Raw genomic sequence first — 14652 nt, 5'->3', positions numbered from 1 at the left:
AGCAGTGCAAGGTGATCAACGACCCGGGCGAATTGTCCGTATCGCCCTGATGGTAAGTCTCGTTGACCAAGCCGTGTACGACGTCGCCATCCTGTCCGACCTGCGGTATCCGGGCGGGGGTGCGGCGAGCTTGGTGGCCGAGGTGCGGGCCCAGGCGGCGGCCGGGCTGACCACTGTGCTGATCCATGTGCCGTCCCCGCAACTGCACCACACCCGGCCGTTCCGGAGCCGGATCGTGGCCTGCCTGCGCGACGGGCTGGCCGACCTGGCGCACGACGACGACACCGATCTCGCGGCCAGGGTCCTGCTGATCCGGCAACCGCAGATCTTCACCGACGACGTGGCCGTGGTGCCGCGCGTACGGTCCCAGCACACGATCGTCGTGCTCGACCGGCCGCCGGCCGACTTCGCCGAGGGCCGTGAACGCATCGAACGCCACTTCGGGCCGGGCGTGGTGTGGGCGCCGGTCAACGGCCGGGTGCGTGACGAGATGCCGGGGTGGGCGCTGCCCGAGACCGACTGGCACGAGATCGCCGACGAGGCTTCGCACATCACCCGCCTGGCGTCGCTGGGCGTGCTCTCCCGCGGTGCCCGGCCCCGGGATCCCGTCCGCCCGGCCGCCCGTCCGCCCCGCCGGGTGCTGCTGGTCGGGGACGACATCGCGCGTTTTCAGGCGATCGCCCACCACCTGCCGGCCGGGCTCGAGCCGATCGTGGTCGCCGGTCCGGCCGGCCTGGCCGAGGCCTGCGCGGCCGGCCTGCTCACCGAACATCTGCCGGCGGCCGCGGATCTCGGGGTGTCCGAGGAGCGCTGGACCCGTTTCGTGCGCGACCGGCTGCGGCACCTGATCCACCTCTACGGGCCCCGGGCCGTCCTGATCGGCGGGGTGCCGCACGACGGCATCGCCGCTGCCATCACCGACAACCCGGGCCCGCGCTGGCTGTGGCTGCGACCGGCGATGTGGCGGCGGGGCACCGGCGGCGAGTGGGCGGCGCGAGGCCCGTTGTTCGCCGGCATCCTCGAGCCCGGTGAGTTCGCGTCGGCCGGGGACGAGGGCTGGACGACCACCGCCCGGGCCGGGGTGAGCACGGTCGACCCGATCATGGGGCCGCCGTTGCGCCGGGGTGCGGGAAAGACGCTGCTCTGCCGGGGTGTGGAGGCCACCCTGCCCGGCTTCACGGTGGTCGAGGACGAGGCGGCGCTGGCCGTCTCCCGTGCCGACTACACGAGCTTTCACGAGCTGCTCGCGGCGCGGGTGCCGACGGTCTTCGTGCCCGACCCGGACGGGGCCGACGACGAGCTGAGCCGGGCCCGTTTCGCGGCGGCGGCCGGCGTCGCGGTCTGCGCCACCGACGACGAGGCGGCCGCGGCGGCCCTCGAACGGCTGGCCGACCCGGCCGCCCGCGAGGCGCTGAGCCGCCGCTGCGCCGAGCTGCCGTTCGGCAACGGGGCCGGGGCCGCCGCGGCCTGGCTGGCCGGGCATTGTCAGCGACGATCCGAAGTGGAGGCCGAGAGTGTCCGATGAGCCGGACGCGGCCGATCTGGCCCTCGCCCGCCGGCAGGTGGCCACGTTGACCGGGCGGTTGCGCTGTGTCGAGGACGAGCGCGACGCCGCCCTGCGGGATCGCGACCGCAACCGCGAACTGGTGCTGGCCCTGCGGCGCAGCCGCTCCTACCGCCTCGGCCGGGCGCTGGTCGACCTGGCCCGCGACCCGGTGCGCCAGGGCCCGGCGATCGCCGGCCGGGCGGCCCGGCGGTGGCGCGAGCCGGCGGACGCCCCGGCCCGCCCGGGGCCGCCGGCCGCGGTGCCGGCCCACGTCTATGTGGCGATCGGGCTCTCCCGGGCCGGGTCGCGCGCGTTGATCCGGGCGCTGCGCCAGCGGGTGCTGGTCGACGCCGACCACCTGCCCGTGGTGGTGACCGACCAGCAGTCGCTGCGGAGCCTGCGGGTTCCCGGGGTCGTGCTCGAATATCTGCCCGGCCCGGCGACGTGGTCGCGGCACGAGCCCGGCTGGGACTGGGAGACGCTGCTGGCCGGCCGGGTCGCCCAGCTCTGCCGCGATCACCGGGTCACCCGGGCCGTCGTGATCGACCCGCGTGATCCGCCGACGCTGGCCCGGCTGCTCGTCACTGATCGACGGGTGGGGTCGTTGGCTTCGGCATGAGTTCCTCGACGATCGATGCCCCCGCCGCCCCGCGTGTCGGGATGCGCTTCGTCGTCGAGGGGCCACCGGTCGGCGCGCTCTGGCGGCGGGCCCTGCTGCGGGCCGTGCTGGTGCCGCTGCCCGTGCTGGCGCCGCTGGTCGCGCTGGCGCCGAGCCGCGATCATCGGTTCAACCTCTACTGGCACGGCGGACTGTTCCGCGACGACCCGCTGCGGATCGTGCCGCACACCGTCGGCTCGCTTCCGGGCTATCTGCGGCTGGGCAACTTCCGGCTGTTCGGGCGGATGCTGGAGAAGGCGCTGGACACGGTCGCCTACGCGGTGAGCGAGGTGCTGGGCCTGCCGGTGAACGTCGGGTTCCGGCTGGTCTCGTTCCTCTCGGCGATCCTGTTGTGTGTGACCGCCGTGCTGCTCGCCGAGAGCGTCGTCGCGCGGGGCCGGCTGTTCCGCCGGGCACCGTCCACTATGGCCGCTGTCGTCCCGTTCGCCGTCGCCGCGGGCTTCGTCGCCGCCGGGGGGTCCAGTCCGATCGTGCTCTTCGGCGGGCTCTATCTGGCCTCGGCCGCGCTGGTCCTGGCGGTGACGGCGGCACTGTGCCGGATCGACCCCGAACGGCCGCTGCGGTGGTGGCGGATGCCGTTGCTGCTGCTGGGCGGGGCGGCTCTGGCGGCGTTCAACGAGATCGCCTACCTGGCGCTGCCGCTGGCCACGGTGGCCGTCCTGGCCCGCAGCCGGCTGGTGCTGGGCCTGCGGCCGGTCCGGTTGCTCACGGCGGCGCCGGCCCGGGCGGTCGGGCTGGCCTGGGTCGGGTTCCTGCCGATCTTCCTGGCCGTGCGGGTGGTGATCCACCGCTATTGCGCGGCCGGGAACTGCTACCAGGGCTCCGATGTGCGGTTCGGGCCGGAGACGCTGGAGGCCCTTCCGGTACGAGCCATCGCCTGGTTCCCGCCGCTGATGTGGCCGGCGGCGGCACCGCGAGGGTCGTGGCTGGGCGGGCTCGTGCTGATCGTCGCGGTGGTGGTGATCGGGGCGCTGGCCCGGCCCGCGATCCGTGATCTGCCGCGGATGTCGCAGGTCGGACGGCGGCCGGCTCTCGCGCTGGCGGTGACCGCCGGGACGCTCGTGGTGCTGGGGGCGGCGATGGGGTCGTTGAACGCCGACGTGCAGCAGCTCGTGACGACGGGCCGGTGGGGATACGGCTGGCGGGATTCGGCGGTGACCACCACGGCGGGGGCGCTGCTGCTGGTGGCGCTGGTTCATCTCGTACGGCGGCAGGGCGCCCTCATCGCGGCCGTGGTCCTCTTCGCGGCGGCGGCGACCGTCACGGCGGCGGCCAACAAAGGGCAGCGCGACCTCGCGATGACCAGTCCGGCCGCCCGGCTCGCCGACCGGGTGGCGGTCGAGATGGCCGACTTCGACCCGACCTCCGCCGGCGCCGCCCGCCGGTGCGCGCTGCGGGCCGAGTTCGTGCAACTGCACGCCGACACGCCGTTCTCGGTACGGCGTTTCGACGAGTCGCTGGAGATCGCCTCCCGGCAGCGGGCGGACGTCGCGTTCTGCCCGGGCGTAACCGGCTGACGCCACCGGCGTTTGTCCCGATCGTGGAGGAGAGCTGATGCGCCGGTTCCGGAATCTGACCCGCCGTCAGATCGTCTCGGCCGGCGGAGCCTGCGTGCTCTGTGCCGCGGTGGCGGGGGCGGCGCTGACCGGGAACGTCGGCCTGGCCCTCACCCTGCTCGCGGTCTTCTTCACGATCCTCTTCGCCGGCCTGCTGCTGGTGGCCCGGCGGCTCTCCGGGCTGCAGCGCCTGCAACGGCGGCAGCAGACCGACGCCCGGACCGTGCTCGACCAGACCCAGCGCCGGATGCTGGGCGCGCTCGAGGAGTTGCTCCTGCACTCGGGTGACCGGCATCGGGAGGCGGCCGACCGGGCCGCGGCCCAGACCCGGGAGATCGAGGCTTTCGTCCAGCTCTTCCACCAGGTCACACCGCGCGCGCCGATGCCGCCCTCGGGCGGGGCGGTTCCGCTGCTCGACCTGCTGCACCTGATTCGCACCCGGCGCCCGCGCGTGGTGCTCGAACTGGGCGGTGGTGCCCCGACGGTCTGGATGGCCTATGCCGTCGAGGAAGCCGGTGGCCGGCTGGTCTCGCTCGACCACGATGCCGCGCGGGCCGGGCGGACCCGGGCCGGCCTGACCGCCCACGCTCTGGCCGGGGTGGCCGAGATCCGCGAGGCGCCGCTGGAGGCCCTGGCCGACCTGCGCGACGTCGGCCTGCTCGTGGTCGAGCGCACGGATCTGCTGACCGGCCCGGACGCCGCCGCCACCATGCGGCTGCTCACCGCCGTGCTGGCCGACACGGCGACGGTCTGCCTGGCCGGCGCCCCGGAGGCCGCCGCGCGCTGGCTGGAGACGACAGAAGGCCTCACCCGGGAAGGTGAGGCCCTGCTGTCCTATCGGCGGGTCGTCCGGGAGCTCAGTAACCGAACTCCTGCGTGAAGTACGGGGTGCCGTTGGCGGCGTAGGCCACGCCGACCCCGACCGCGATCGCCTTGCAGTTGAGGATGTTCGCGCGGTGACCCGGGCTCTTCATCCACGCCCCGACAACGGCGGCACCGGTGCTGAAGCCGAACGCCACGTTCTCACTGAGCGGGCGGTTGTAGCCGGCGGCGATCGTCCGGGTGATGAAGGTCGACTTGCCGGCGCCGGTGTGGCTCATGGTGTTGGTGCGGGCCTGGTAGGCGCTGTGGCCCATGGCCGAGCGGGTCAGGGCCGGGCTGACGACGACGGCCTTGCAGCCGTGGGCCGCGCGCTGCTTGTTGGTCAGCACCGCGATGTCGCTCTGCAGCTTCGCGGAGCCGGTGACGGCGGCCTGGGCGGACGAAGCGAACGCGACCACGACGAGCAGGGTGGCGGGGATCATCGCGATCAGGGCCAGACGCTTGGTGATCGAAGAACGCATCGACTGCCTTCCGGTAAGTGGTCCCGGTCGCTACCGGGGCTCTCGCAGACCTGGTTCGGCCCCGGACGCGCCGACTTGGGAGCTACCCCGATGCCCTCTGGTTGCGGTCCGGTTGGCCCCCCGTCATGCGGTTTCCGTAACGGTCCCGTGACGGAGTGTGTCCGTGCTCGTTAGGCCTTCCAGAGGCGCTCAGAGGGGGATCGGCCATGGCGACGACCGTTCACGACGTGGCGATCCTGGCCGACTTCCGCTTCCCCGATGCCCGGGTGGCTCCCGAGGTGCGCACGCAGGCCGACGCGGCGCTGAGCACGGTCCTGGTGCACGCGCCGTTGCCCGGCGACCGGCGGCCCCTGCCGTTCGGCCCGGACATCCGCGACCTGATCCGCGACGGGGTGGCCGTGCTGGCCCGCGACGACGAGCCGGTGACGGCCCGGCTGCTGGTTATCCGGGGGCGGCGCCCGATCGTCGAGGACCTGCCGGCCGTACGGGCCGGGCGCACCGTGGCCGTCGACGATCCCGGCGAGGCGGCCGGGCGGTCCCATCTGCGCTGGCTGGCCGGGTTCGGCATCCGCCCGCGGATCAGCCTCCCGGCCCGGACACACCGGGAAGGGCCCGCGCCCGGCCGCCGCATGCTGATCGTCGGCGACGACCCGGAGGCCCTCGGCCGGCTCGCGGCGAAGGTGCCCGGTGATCTGTCCGCGGTGCTGGTCTCATGGGCCCCGGGAGCCACGGCGGTGCCGCCGGGCTTCCTCATCGAGCACATCCCGCCCCGGACAGTGCTTCGGGACCGTCTGGCCCATCTGATCGCGGTGCACCAGCCCGCGATCGTGGCGGTCGCCGGCGGGCCGCGCCCGGGGCTGGCCGAGGCGATCCGCGACCACCCCGGAGTCGTCTGGGTGTCCACCGGCGGCGGCGAGGGACAAGAGGTGTTCGACCGGGTGGTCGAGCCCGGCACGACCTGGTGGGGCGGGCTCGGCGCCCGTCGCGAGATCGGAGGCTGAGGTGCGGGAGACGGCTGTGCGGGTGCGGGAGCCGCTTGACGCGATGGAACGGGCGCGCTGGGAGCTGAGCGCGATGGCCGGGCGCCTGCGCTCGCTCGAGACCCGGCTGGCCGACGAGCGCCGGAAGAGCGAGCGACTGCGCCAGGAGCGCGACCGGCTGCGTGCCGGTACGTCGGTGCTGCAGCGGCTTTTCCCGGCCCGCCGCCCGGCTCGTCCGGTCCGGGCCACCCCGGCGCCGGTCCACCTGTACGTGGTGATCGGGCTGGACTTCGAGCCGTTGCGCGAGTTCGTGCTGACCCTGCGGGAGCGGCTGCGGGTCGAGCCCGGCCACCGCCCGGTCGTGCTGACCGACTGCTCGTCGTTCGCGCTGCTGCGCGACCTGGGCGTGCTGCTGGAATACCTGCCCGACCGCGAGACCTGGGAGCAGCACCGCCCCGACCGGTCGTGGGAGGACGTGCTCTCGGAGCGGTTGTCCCGCCTCTACCGCGACCACGGCGCGGCTCGAACGATCTTCGTTGATCGCGCCCAGCCACCCACCCTGGCCGAGCTGCTCCGCTAGGTTTGTAACTTTTGCCCGAGCGCCGTCGTTGGCTGAGCGTGACGGTATCGAGCCCGATGATCTCCGTGGTGGCGCCCATCTTCAACGAGGGCGCCGGCGTGGACCGCTTCGTCGACCGGCTCACCGAGGTGCTCACCGGCGCCGGCCTGAGCTTCGAGCTGGTGCTGGTCGACGACGGCTCGACCGACGACTCCTGGGACCGGGTGGCCGCGCGGGCACTCCTCGACGAGCACGTGCGCGGCCTCAAGCTGTCGCGCAACTTCGGCAAGGAGCCGGCCGTGCTGGCCGGGCTCGAGCACGCGGCCGGTGATGCCGTGGTGGTCATCGACTCCGACCTGCAGCACCCGCCGGACGCCATCCCCGAGATGGTGCGCCGCTGGCGGGAGGGCGCGCACGTGGTCGAGGCGGTCAAGCGCAACCGTACCGGCCAAGGGGTGGTCGGACGGCTCGGCGGGCGCGCGTTCAACAAGGCGTTCACCGGCCTCACCCGGGTCGACCTGATCGACGCGACCGACTTCCGGCTGCTCGGCCGGCCGGCCTTGGACGCGCTGCTGCGGCTGCCCGAGCACTCGTCGTTCTTCCGTGGCACCAGCAGCTGGATCGGGTTCCGCCGCAGCACGATCGAGGTCGACATCGAGGAGCGGGCGGGCGGCCGGTCGCGCTGGACGTTCGGCTCGCTGTTCCGGCTCGCGGTCAACGGCCTCACCTCGTTCACCTCGGCGCCGCTGCACCTGGTGACCATGGTCGGGCTGGCCTTCGCCGCCTTCGCCGTGCTGCTGGGCGCGCAGACCCTGATCCGCTGGATCGGCGGGGACTCGGTGGCCGGCTTCCCCACGGTCATCCTGCTGCTGCTGGTGATGGGCACGTTCCTGCTGCTCGGTCTGGGCGTGATCGGGGAGTACCTGGCCCGCATCCACGAGGAGGTCCGCGGCCGCCCGCGCTATCTGGTGCAGGAACGGTCGGGGCCGGTCGCTTCGCTCCCCGAGCAGTGGGTGCGAGCCGAGCGTGCCGAGCGCTGAGGCGTCCCGCCTTCTCCGGTACGGCTTGAGCGGTGCCGCCAGCGCCCTGACCCACCTGAGCGTGGGGCTCCTGCTGGCCGAGGGGCTCGAGGTGCCACCGGTGACGGCGTCGGCCACCGGGTTCGCGGCGAGCGTCCTGGTCTCGTACGGTCTCCAGCGCTCCTGGGTCTTCCGCGCCTCGACCGGGCACGTCACCACGGGCGGGCGCTTCCTCGCCGTGACCGCCGTGGCGTTCGCCCTCAACACCGCGATCCTGGGCCTGGTGACCGGGCCCTACCTGATGGTGCAGGCGCTCGCCCTGGTCACGATCCCGGCCGTCAACTACGCCCTCAACTCGCGCTGGACCTTCCGCGCGCGTTGATGGTGTCATGGTCGGGTGACCGAGCCCGTGGAGTCCTTCACCTACACCGCGCACGCCTCCCGGGTGCTCTTCGGGGCCGGGACGCTGAGCCGGTTGCGCGACGAGACCGAGCGGCTGGGTGCCTCCCGGGTGCTGCTGCTGGGCCGTCGCACCGATCGGGCGGCCGCGGTGCTGGGGCCGCTGGCCGTGGCGCGCTTCGAGGGCGTCGCCATGCACACCCCGGTCGAGGTCACCGAGGACGCGCTGAGCCTGGTCGGCGAGCACGGCGTCGACTGCCTGGTGTCGATCGGCGGCGGCTCGGCCACCGGACTCGGCAAGGCCCTCGCCGCGCGCACCGGCCTGCCGCAGATCGCGGTCCCCACCACGTACGCCGGCTCGGAAGTGACACCCGTGCTGGGCGAGACCGCGGACGGCGAGAAGCGGACCCGCCGGGACCCGGCCCTGCTGCCGAAAACCGTGCTCTACGACGTCGAGCTCACCCTCGGCCTGCCGGTCGGGCTCTCGGTCACCAGCGGGCTCAACGCGATGGCGCACGCCGTCGAGGCGCTGTATTCGCCGGAGGCCAACCCGGTCGTGGACCGGTTCGCCGTCGACGCCCTCACCCGGCTGGCCCGGGCCCTGCCGTCGATCGCGGAGCGGCCGGACGACCCGGAGGCCCGCTCGGACGCCCTGATCGGCGCCTGGCTGGCCGGGATCTGCCTCGGCTCGGTCGCGATGGGGCCGCACCACAAGCTCTGCCACGTGCTGGGCGGCTCGTTCGGGCTGCCGCACGCCGAGACGCACGCGGTGCTGCTGCCGCACGTGATGGCGTACCGGGCCGGGTCGGCGCCGGAGGCGATGCGGCGCGTCGCCGCCGCACTCGGCGCGACCGACGCCCCGGCCGCGGTCTTCGATCTGGCCACCCGGCTCGGTGCCCCGGGCTCGCTGGCCGAGCTCGGGCTGGCCGAGGCCGACCTGCCCGTGGTGGCCGAGCAGTCCGGCACGCCCGGCGTTCTCGAGGCGCTCGGCGAGGCCTGGCGCGGTGATCGACCGGTCGCCGCCGGCGAGAAGCCCGATCTGAGCCGGCTCACCGAGCAGGTCGTGGCCAGTTTCTCCCCGGCGTCCGACCCGCGGGTGGCCGGGCTGCTGGGTGACCTGGTGCGCCGGTTGCACGGCTTCGTGGCCGACAACGACGTCACCGAGGACGAGTGGATGACCGCGATCGGCTTCCTGACCCGGGCCGGGCAGATGTGCTCACCCACCCGGCAGGAGTTCGTGTTGCTCAGCGACACTTTGGGCATCTCCAGCGCGGTCGACCTGCTGACCAATTCCCGCTCCCCCGACACCACGCCGTCGGCCGTGCTCGGGCCGTTCTACGTCGACGGGCCACCGGCCGTCGCGTCGGGGGCCAACCTCGCCGAAGGCCTGCCCGGGGTGCCGCTGCGAGCCGACGTCCTGATCACCGACCTGGACGGCCGGCCGGTGCCGGACGCGGTCGTCGACGTCTGGCAGTCCAATCAGGACGGTTTCTACGACGTGCAGCTGCCGGATCTGGAGGGCCCGGTGCTGCGGGCGCGCCTGCGCAGCGACGCCGACGGGCGGCTCTGGTTCTCCTCGATCCTGCCGTCGGAATACCCGATCCCGGACGACGGACCGGTGGGGGAGATGCTGCGGGCCACCGGCCGGCACCCGTACCGGGCACCGCACCTGCACTTCATGATCAGCGCGCCCGGCTTCCGGAAGCTGGTCACCCAGCTCTTCGTGGCCGGCGGGAAGTACCTCGACTCCGACGCGGTCTTCGGAGTCAAGGACGAGCTGATCGTCGAGTTCCCACCCGGCCCGGACGGCGGGCGCACGGTCGAGTTCACCTTCAGGTTGGGAGCTTCGGATGGCTGACGTGGAAACCGACGTGCTGATCGTCGGCAGCGGACCGGCCGGTGGGGCGGCCGCGATGCTGTTGAGCACCTACGGCGTGCCCAACATCGTGGTCACCAAGTACAGCAGCCTTTCCGACACCCCGCGGGCCCACATCACCAACCAGCGCACGATGGAGGTGCTGCGCGACGCCGGCCTCGAGGAGCAGGTGGTCGCGCTGGCCACACCGCAGCACCTGATGGGCGACACCCCGTTCTGCTCCAGCCTGGCCGGTGAGGAGCTGGGCCGCCTGCACACCTGGTACAACCACCCGTCCCGGCTGGCCGACCACGCGCTGGCGTCGCCGTCGAGCATCTGCGACATGCCGCAGCACCTGATGGAGCCGGTGCTGGCCTCGGCCGCGATCGCCCGGGGGACGGCGTTCCGCTACCAGACCGAGTATCTCTCCCTCGACCAGGACGCCGACGGCGTGACGGCGACCGTGCGCGATCGCCTGCGGGGCGACGAATACACGATCCGGGCCAAATATCTGATCGGCGCCGACGGCGGGCGCAGCAAGGTGGCCGAGGACATCGGGTTGCCCATGGTCGGCCAGATGGGGGTCGCGGGCAGCATCAACATCGTCTTCGAGGCCGACCTGACGGAGTACACGGCGTACCGGCCGAGCACGCTCTACTGGGTGCTGCAGACCGGATCGGACGTGGGTGGCATCGGGATGGGGCTGGTCCGCTGCGTCCGGCCGTGGCACGAGTGGCTGATCGTCTGGGGCTACGACATCAACGGCGAGCCGCCGGACCTCACCGAGGAATACGCCCGGCGCATCGCCCACCACCTGATCGGCGACGACACGGTGCCGGTCACCATCAAGTCGTCCTCGGCGTGGACGGTCAACCATCTGTACGCCGAGACGTATCAGAGCGGCCGCGTCTTCTGCATGGGCGACGCCGTCCACCGGCACCCGCCGTCGAACGGGCTCGGCTCCAACACGTCGATCCAGGACGCCTACAACCTGGCCTGGAAACTGCGCCTCGTGCTGGCCGGGGTGGCCGCACCGAGCCTGCTCGACTCGTACTCGGCCGAGCGCGCGCCGATCGGCCGCCAGATCGTCGACCGGGCCAACCGCAGCATCGGCGAGACCACCCGCGTCTTCGAGGCGCTCGGCCTGCTCTCGACCGACGACCCGGCCCAGCTGCGGCGCAACATGGACGCGCGCAAGCTGCCCACGCCGGCCGCCGAGAAGCAGCGGCAGGCGCTGCGCGAGGCCATCGAGTTCAAGAACTACGAGTTCAACACCCACGGCGTCGAGCTCAACCAGCGCTACACCTCGGCGGCGATCGTCCCCGACGGCACCCCGATGCCCGAGAACCCGCGCGACGACGAGCTCTACCACCACGCGACCACGTGGCCGGGCGCCAAGCTGCCACACGCCTGGATCGGCCGCGACCGGCACCGGATGTCGACATTGGACATCGGTGGCCAGGGCCGCTTCACGCTGGTGACCGGGGTGGGCGGCGAGCCGTGGGTGGCGGCGGTCGAAGGCCTGCCGGTCACCGTGGTCACGATCGGCCCCGGCGCGGATTACGAGGACATCTACGGCGACTGGGCCCGCCTGCGCGAGGTCGGCGACGCCGGGTGCGTGCTGGTGCGCCCCGACAACTACGTCTGCTTCCGCAGCTTCGACCTGCCGCAAGACCCTTCCGGTACGGTGCGGGCCGCGCTCAGCCAGGTGCTGGGCCGTCGCGCCTAGAGGCGGTGGGCGTCCGGGACGGTGGTGGCGCCCCGGGTGTCGAAGAAGCGCTTGGACTGGCGGGCCAGGTGATCGGCGTCGTAGGTGTGGTGGTTCTGCACCAGGATCACCAGGTCGGCCGACGCCGCCGTGCCCTCGAGGTCGTCGACCCGGGGGACGATCCAGTGTGGAACGTGCGGATCGTGATAGACGACGTTCGCGCCCAGCGCGCACAACTGGCGGGCCAGGGGAGTCGCCGGGGACTCGCGCTGGTCGGCGATGTCGGGCTTGTAGGTGACGCCCAGCAACAGGATCGTGGCCCCGTGCACGGCCTGGCCGTCGGCGTTCAGCAGATTCTGGGCACGCCGGGCCACGTACGAGGGCATCGTCGCGTTGATCTCCTGAGCCAGCTCGACGAAGCGGAACGGATAGCCCAGCCGGCTCCGGACGTTGTGGCTCAGGTAGTTCGGGTCGATCGGGATGCAGTGACCGCCCACCCCGGGGCCCGGATAGAACGCCTGGAACCCGAACGGCTTGGTCGACGCGGCGTGGATCACGTCCCACAGGTCGATGCCGAGCTCGTGGCAGAACCGGGCCATCTCGTTGACCAGCGCGATGTTCACGTGCCGGTAGGTGTTCTCCAGCAGCTTGGCCGTCTCCGCCTCCCGCGTCCCCCGCGTCCGCACCACCGTGTCCACGATCTCGCCGTAGAACGCGGCTGCCCGGTCCGTGCAGGCCGGGGTGAAACCACCGACCACCTTGGGGGTGTTGCGCAGGCCGAACCGCTCGTTGCCGGGATCGATGCGCTCGGGCGAGAACGCCAGGTGGAAGTCGAAGCCCGCGGTCAGACCGGAGAGTTCTTCGAGCAGCGGGCGCACCACCTCGTCGGTGGTTCCGGGATAGGTCGTCGATTCCAGGACGACGAGCATTCCCGTACGGAGATTCCGGCCGATCGCCGCGGTCGCCCCGGTGACGGCCCGCAGGTCCGGTCCGTCGCCCTCGCCCAGCGGCGTGGGCACACAGATCACCGCGGTCCGGGCCGTGCCGATCAGCGTTTCGTCAGTGGTCGGGGTGAACCCGCCGGCCAGCATCGCGGCCAGGTCGCCGTCGCTCAGGTCGTCGACGTGGGAGCGGCCCGCGGCGAGCGCCGCGACCACCTCGGGCCGGACATCGAACCCGGTGACCGACAGACCGGCCCGCACGGCCTGCTGGGCGAGCGGCAATCCCACGTACCCCAGCCCGAGGATCACGACGTCGCTGGTCATCGCACCACCTCCGGCAGCGGGACCCGGGCCGGGCGGCGCGCGGCGACCGGTTGCCGCAGCGAGACCGTGGCGGCCCGCGGCGCCGACAGCTCCCAGCGCGACGGGAACGGCAGATAGGCCGGCAGGAACTCGTCCAGCAGCGCGACCTGCTCGGCCATCGCCTCGGGCCCGGACTGTGTGTCGTTGAGGCAGAACGCGTCGACGTCGCGATTGTGCAGCAGGCGGGCCAGGTGGAACGGCGTCCGCGGGTCGGCCAGATCGGTGTAGAGGTACTGAATGTGGCCTGGCGCGGCCCGTCCGGTCAGATAGGCGTAGTACTGCTGCAGTGACGAGAGCAGTGAGATGTCCTCGGGATGCCGGAACTGGTGGCCGGCGGTCGACTCCACGTGCTCGGCGAAGCGCAGCTCGATCTCGGTCAGCACGCTGCGCCGGGACGGGTGCGGGGTGTGCTTCATCTTCCGCGTGAGCACCCGGCCGAACGCGCTCTGGATGAGGTCGCGGTTGTTCTTGCCGGCCGAGTCGGCCGGCGGGTCGCAGAGTGTGCGCGGCGCCGAGCCGACCAGCGCCGCGGAGGGGAAGAACCGGGTCAGCCCGCCCGGCGTGAAGAACATCTCGGGGGCCACCGGCCGGCCCAGGAAGACGTCGTCGTTCAGGTAGAGGAAATGCTCGGACAGGCCGGGAATGCGGTGCAGCCGCGACTCGATGGCCTGCGAGTTGAACGTCGGCAGCCGCCCGGTGTCACCGAAGATCTCCTGGTGACTGACCACGGTGAGGTCGCTGCGGGTGGTGTCCAGCCAGGCCGGCACCTGGCCGTCGGTGACCAGGTGGACGTGCCGGATCCAGGGCGCGAAGGCGTGCAGCGAGCGCAACGAGAATCGCAGCTCGTCCCGGGACATGAAGCGCGACTCGTTGGCCGCCTGCTGGTTCGTGCCGGCCACCCAGCCGTTCTCGCGCAGGGCCCGCGTCTTGCGGGCCCGCCAGACCGGGTCGGCGCCGTCGACCCAGGTGTAGACGGCGTCGATCGGGAAGGCCACACGGTCCGGGCTGACCATCGTGAACAACTCCCGGGTGCGGTAGCGGCGGGTGTTTCCGGGCGCGCCGAACGGGCCGAACACCGGCTCGGCCACCACGATCTCGGGCTCGTCGGCCGGCACCACGTCGGCCACCGGGTTGCGGCGCGGGCCGGCCAGGTTGCCGCCCTCGGTGCGCCAGAACTCGACCTCGCAGCCGTATTCCGGACCCAGCACCAGCCGGCCGTGCGGGTCGGTGACCGGCCGGCTGACCCGCAGGACGCCCGGGCCGGCCACTTCCACCCGGCTGTCCAGCGCCCGCAGCACCTCGACGGCGCGCTTCCGGTCGGCCTCGCCCACGGCCACCCCCGTACGCGTGAGGCTGTCCACCGGGATGCGGAACCAGGTGATTCCCGCGCTGGTGAGGGCGTCGAGCACCCGGTCGAGGTTCTCCCGGCGTACGGCCGCGGGGGAAGCGTCGAGGGACCGCCGGGCCGTCAGGCGCCCGGCGGCCGTGCGGACCCGCAGCGCCGGCGCGTCGGCGATCGGCTTGAGCCGCGGGCGGGGGCCGAGCGGCACGATCCGCCGCGCCACCCGCAGCCGGCGGGGCTCGGGAACCAGGGGGAGGAGCCGGCGCTGCAGCTGGCCGAGCAGCCTCCGGCGGACGGGCCAGGGCGTCAACTGAAGGATCCGGTGACTCACGGACCGCCCAACGGTGGCCTTCCTGGCGGGT

The 14652-nt window shown here is 72.9% G+C and carries 13 protein-coding genes; 10 read left to right on the top strand and 3 right to left on the bottom strand.

All coding sequences use genetic code 11. From position 1 onward, the window contains the following. The first annotated feature begins 49 nt into the window (after positions 1 to 49). The 4 genes from NAG42_RS00935 to NAG42_RS00920 are packed head-to-tail and all read left to right on the top strand — an operon-like array spanning position 50 to position 4661. Complete coding sequence (locus NAG42_RS00935) at positions 50 to 1525, top strand: hypothetical protein (RefSeq protein ID WP_250027291.1); 1476 nt, start codon at positions 50 to 52, stop codon at positions 1523 to 1525. Beyond that, positions 1515 to 2165, top strand: a complete 651-nt coding sequence (locus NAG42_RS00930) for a hypothetical protein (protein ID WP_250027290.1) — start codon at positions 1515 to 1517, stop codon at positions 2163 to 2165. The genes NAG42_RS00935 and NAG42_RS00930 overlap by 11 nt, the downstream gene beginning before the upstream one ends. A 41-nt stretch (positions 2166 to 2206) precedes the next feature. After that, on the top strand, positions 2207 to 3742 hold the full coding sequence (locus tag NAG42_RS00925) for a hypothetical protein (RefSeq protein WP_250027289.1): 1536 nt from the start codon (positions 2207 to 2209) through the stop codon (positions 3740 to 3742). A 37-nt stretch (positions 3743 to 3779) separates the two neighbouring features. After that, positions 3780 to 4661, top strand: a complete 882-nt coding sequence (locus NAG42_RS00920) for an O-methyltransferase (RefSeq protein ID WP_250027288.1) — start codon at positions 3780 to 3782, stop codon at positions 4659 to 4661. On the opposite strand, the gene NAG42_RS00915 is transcribed toward NAG42_RS00920, so the two are convergent. Next, on the bottom strand, positions 4639 to 5124 hold the full coding sequence (locus NAG42_RS00915; protein WP_250027287.1) for a CAP domain-containing protein: 486 nt from the start codon (positions 5122 to 5124) through the stop codon (positions 4639 to 4641). The two genes, NAG42_RS00920 and NAG42_RS00915, sit on opposite strands and share 23 nt — an antisense overlap. Before the next feature lie 206 nt (positions 5125 to 5330). On the opposite strand from NAG42_RS00915, the gene NAG42_RS00910 reads away from it, so the two are divergent. Genes NAG42_RS00910 through NAG42_RS00885 form a run of 6 tightly spaced genes read left to right on the top strand, consistent with a single transcriptional unit; the run spans position 5331 to position 11665 of the window. Next, positions 5331 to 6125, top strand: coding sequence for a hypothetical protein (locus NAG42_RS00910; protein ID WP_250027286.1), 795 nt, complete (start codon positions 5331 to 5333; stop codon positions 6123 to 6125). A 1-nt stretch (position 6126) separates the two neighbouring features. Next, the gene (locus tag NAG42_RS00905) at positions 6127 to 6684 is read left to right on the top strand and encodes a hypothetical protein (RefSeq protein ID WP_250027285.1); all 558 of its coding nucleotides are present in this window, start codon (positions 6127 to 6129) and stop codon (positions 6682 to 6684) included. 56 nt (positions 6685 to 6740) lie between these two features. Beyond that, complete coding sequence (locus NAG42_RS00900) at positions 6741 to 7703, top strand: glycosyltransferase family 2 protein (RefSeq protein ID WP_250027284.1); 963 nt, start codon at positions 6741 to 6743, stop codon at positions 7701 to 7703. After that, a complete protein-coding gene (locus NAG42_RS00895) occupies positions 7690 to 8064 on the top strand; it encodes a GtrA family protein (RefSeq protein ID WP_250027283.1) in 375 nt (124 codons plus the stop codon). Before NAG42_RS00900 ends, NAG42_RS00895 begins: the two co-directional genes overlap by 14 nt. Before the next feature lie 15 nt (positions 8065 to 8079). Continuing rightward, the gene (locus NAG42_RS44765; RefSeq protein ID WP_250027282.1) at positions 8080 to 9939 is read left to right on the top strand and encodes a maleylacetate reductase and hydroxyquinol 1,2-dioxygenase domain-containing protein; all 1860 of its coding nucleotides are present in this window, start codon (positions 8080 to 8082) and stop codon (positions 9937 to 9939) included. Next, positions 9932 to 11665, top strand: a complete 1734-nt coding sequence (locus NAG42_RS00885) for an FAD-dependent oxidoreductase (protein ID WP_250027281.1) — start codon at positions 9932 to 9934, stop codon at positions 11663 to 11665. Before NAG42_RS44765 ends, NAG42_RS00885 begins: the two co-directional genes overlap by 8 nt. On the opposite strand, the gene NAG42_RS00880 is transcribed toward NAG42_RS00885, so the two are convergent. Both NAG42_RS00880 and NAG42_RS00875 read right to left on the bottom strand, forming a co-directional pair. Further along, a complete protein-coding gene (locus NAG42_RS00880) occupies positions 11662 to 12909 on the bottom strand; it encodes a nucleotide sugar dehydrogenase (protein WP_250027280.1) in 1248 nt (415 codons plus the stop codon). The two genes, NAG42_RS00885 and NAG42_RS00880, sit on opposite strands and share 4 nt — an antisense overlap. Further along, positions 12906 to 14621, bottom strand: a complete 1716-nt coding sequence (locus tag NAG42_RS00875; RefSeq protein ID WP_250027279.1) for a stealth family protein — start codon at positions 14619 to 14621, stop codon at positions 12906 to 12908. The genes NAG42_RS00880 and NAG42_RS00875 overlap by 4 nt, the downstream gene beginning before the upstream one ends. Positions 14622 to 14652: the final 31 nt, after the last annotated feature.

Source organism: Paractinoplanes maris, from assembly GCF_023544465.1.
GTDB lineage: Bacteria > Actinomycetota > Actinomycetes > Mycobacteriales > Micromonosporaceae > Actinoplanes > Actinoplanes maris.
This window is presented reverse-complemented; position numbering and strand designations above follow the sequence as displayed.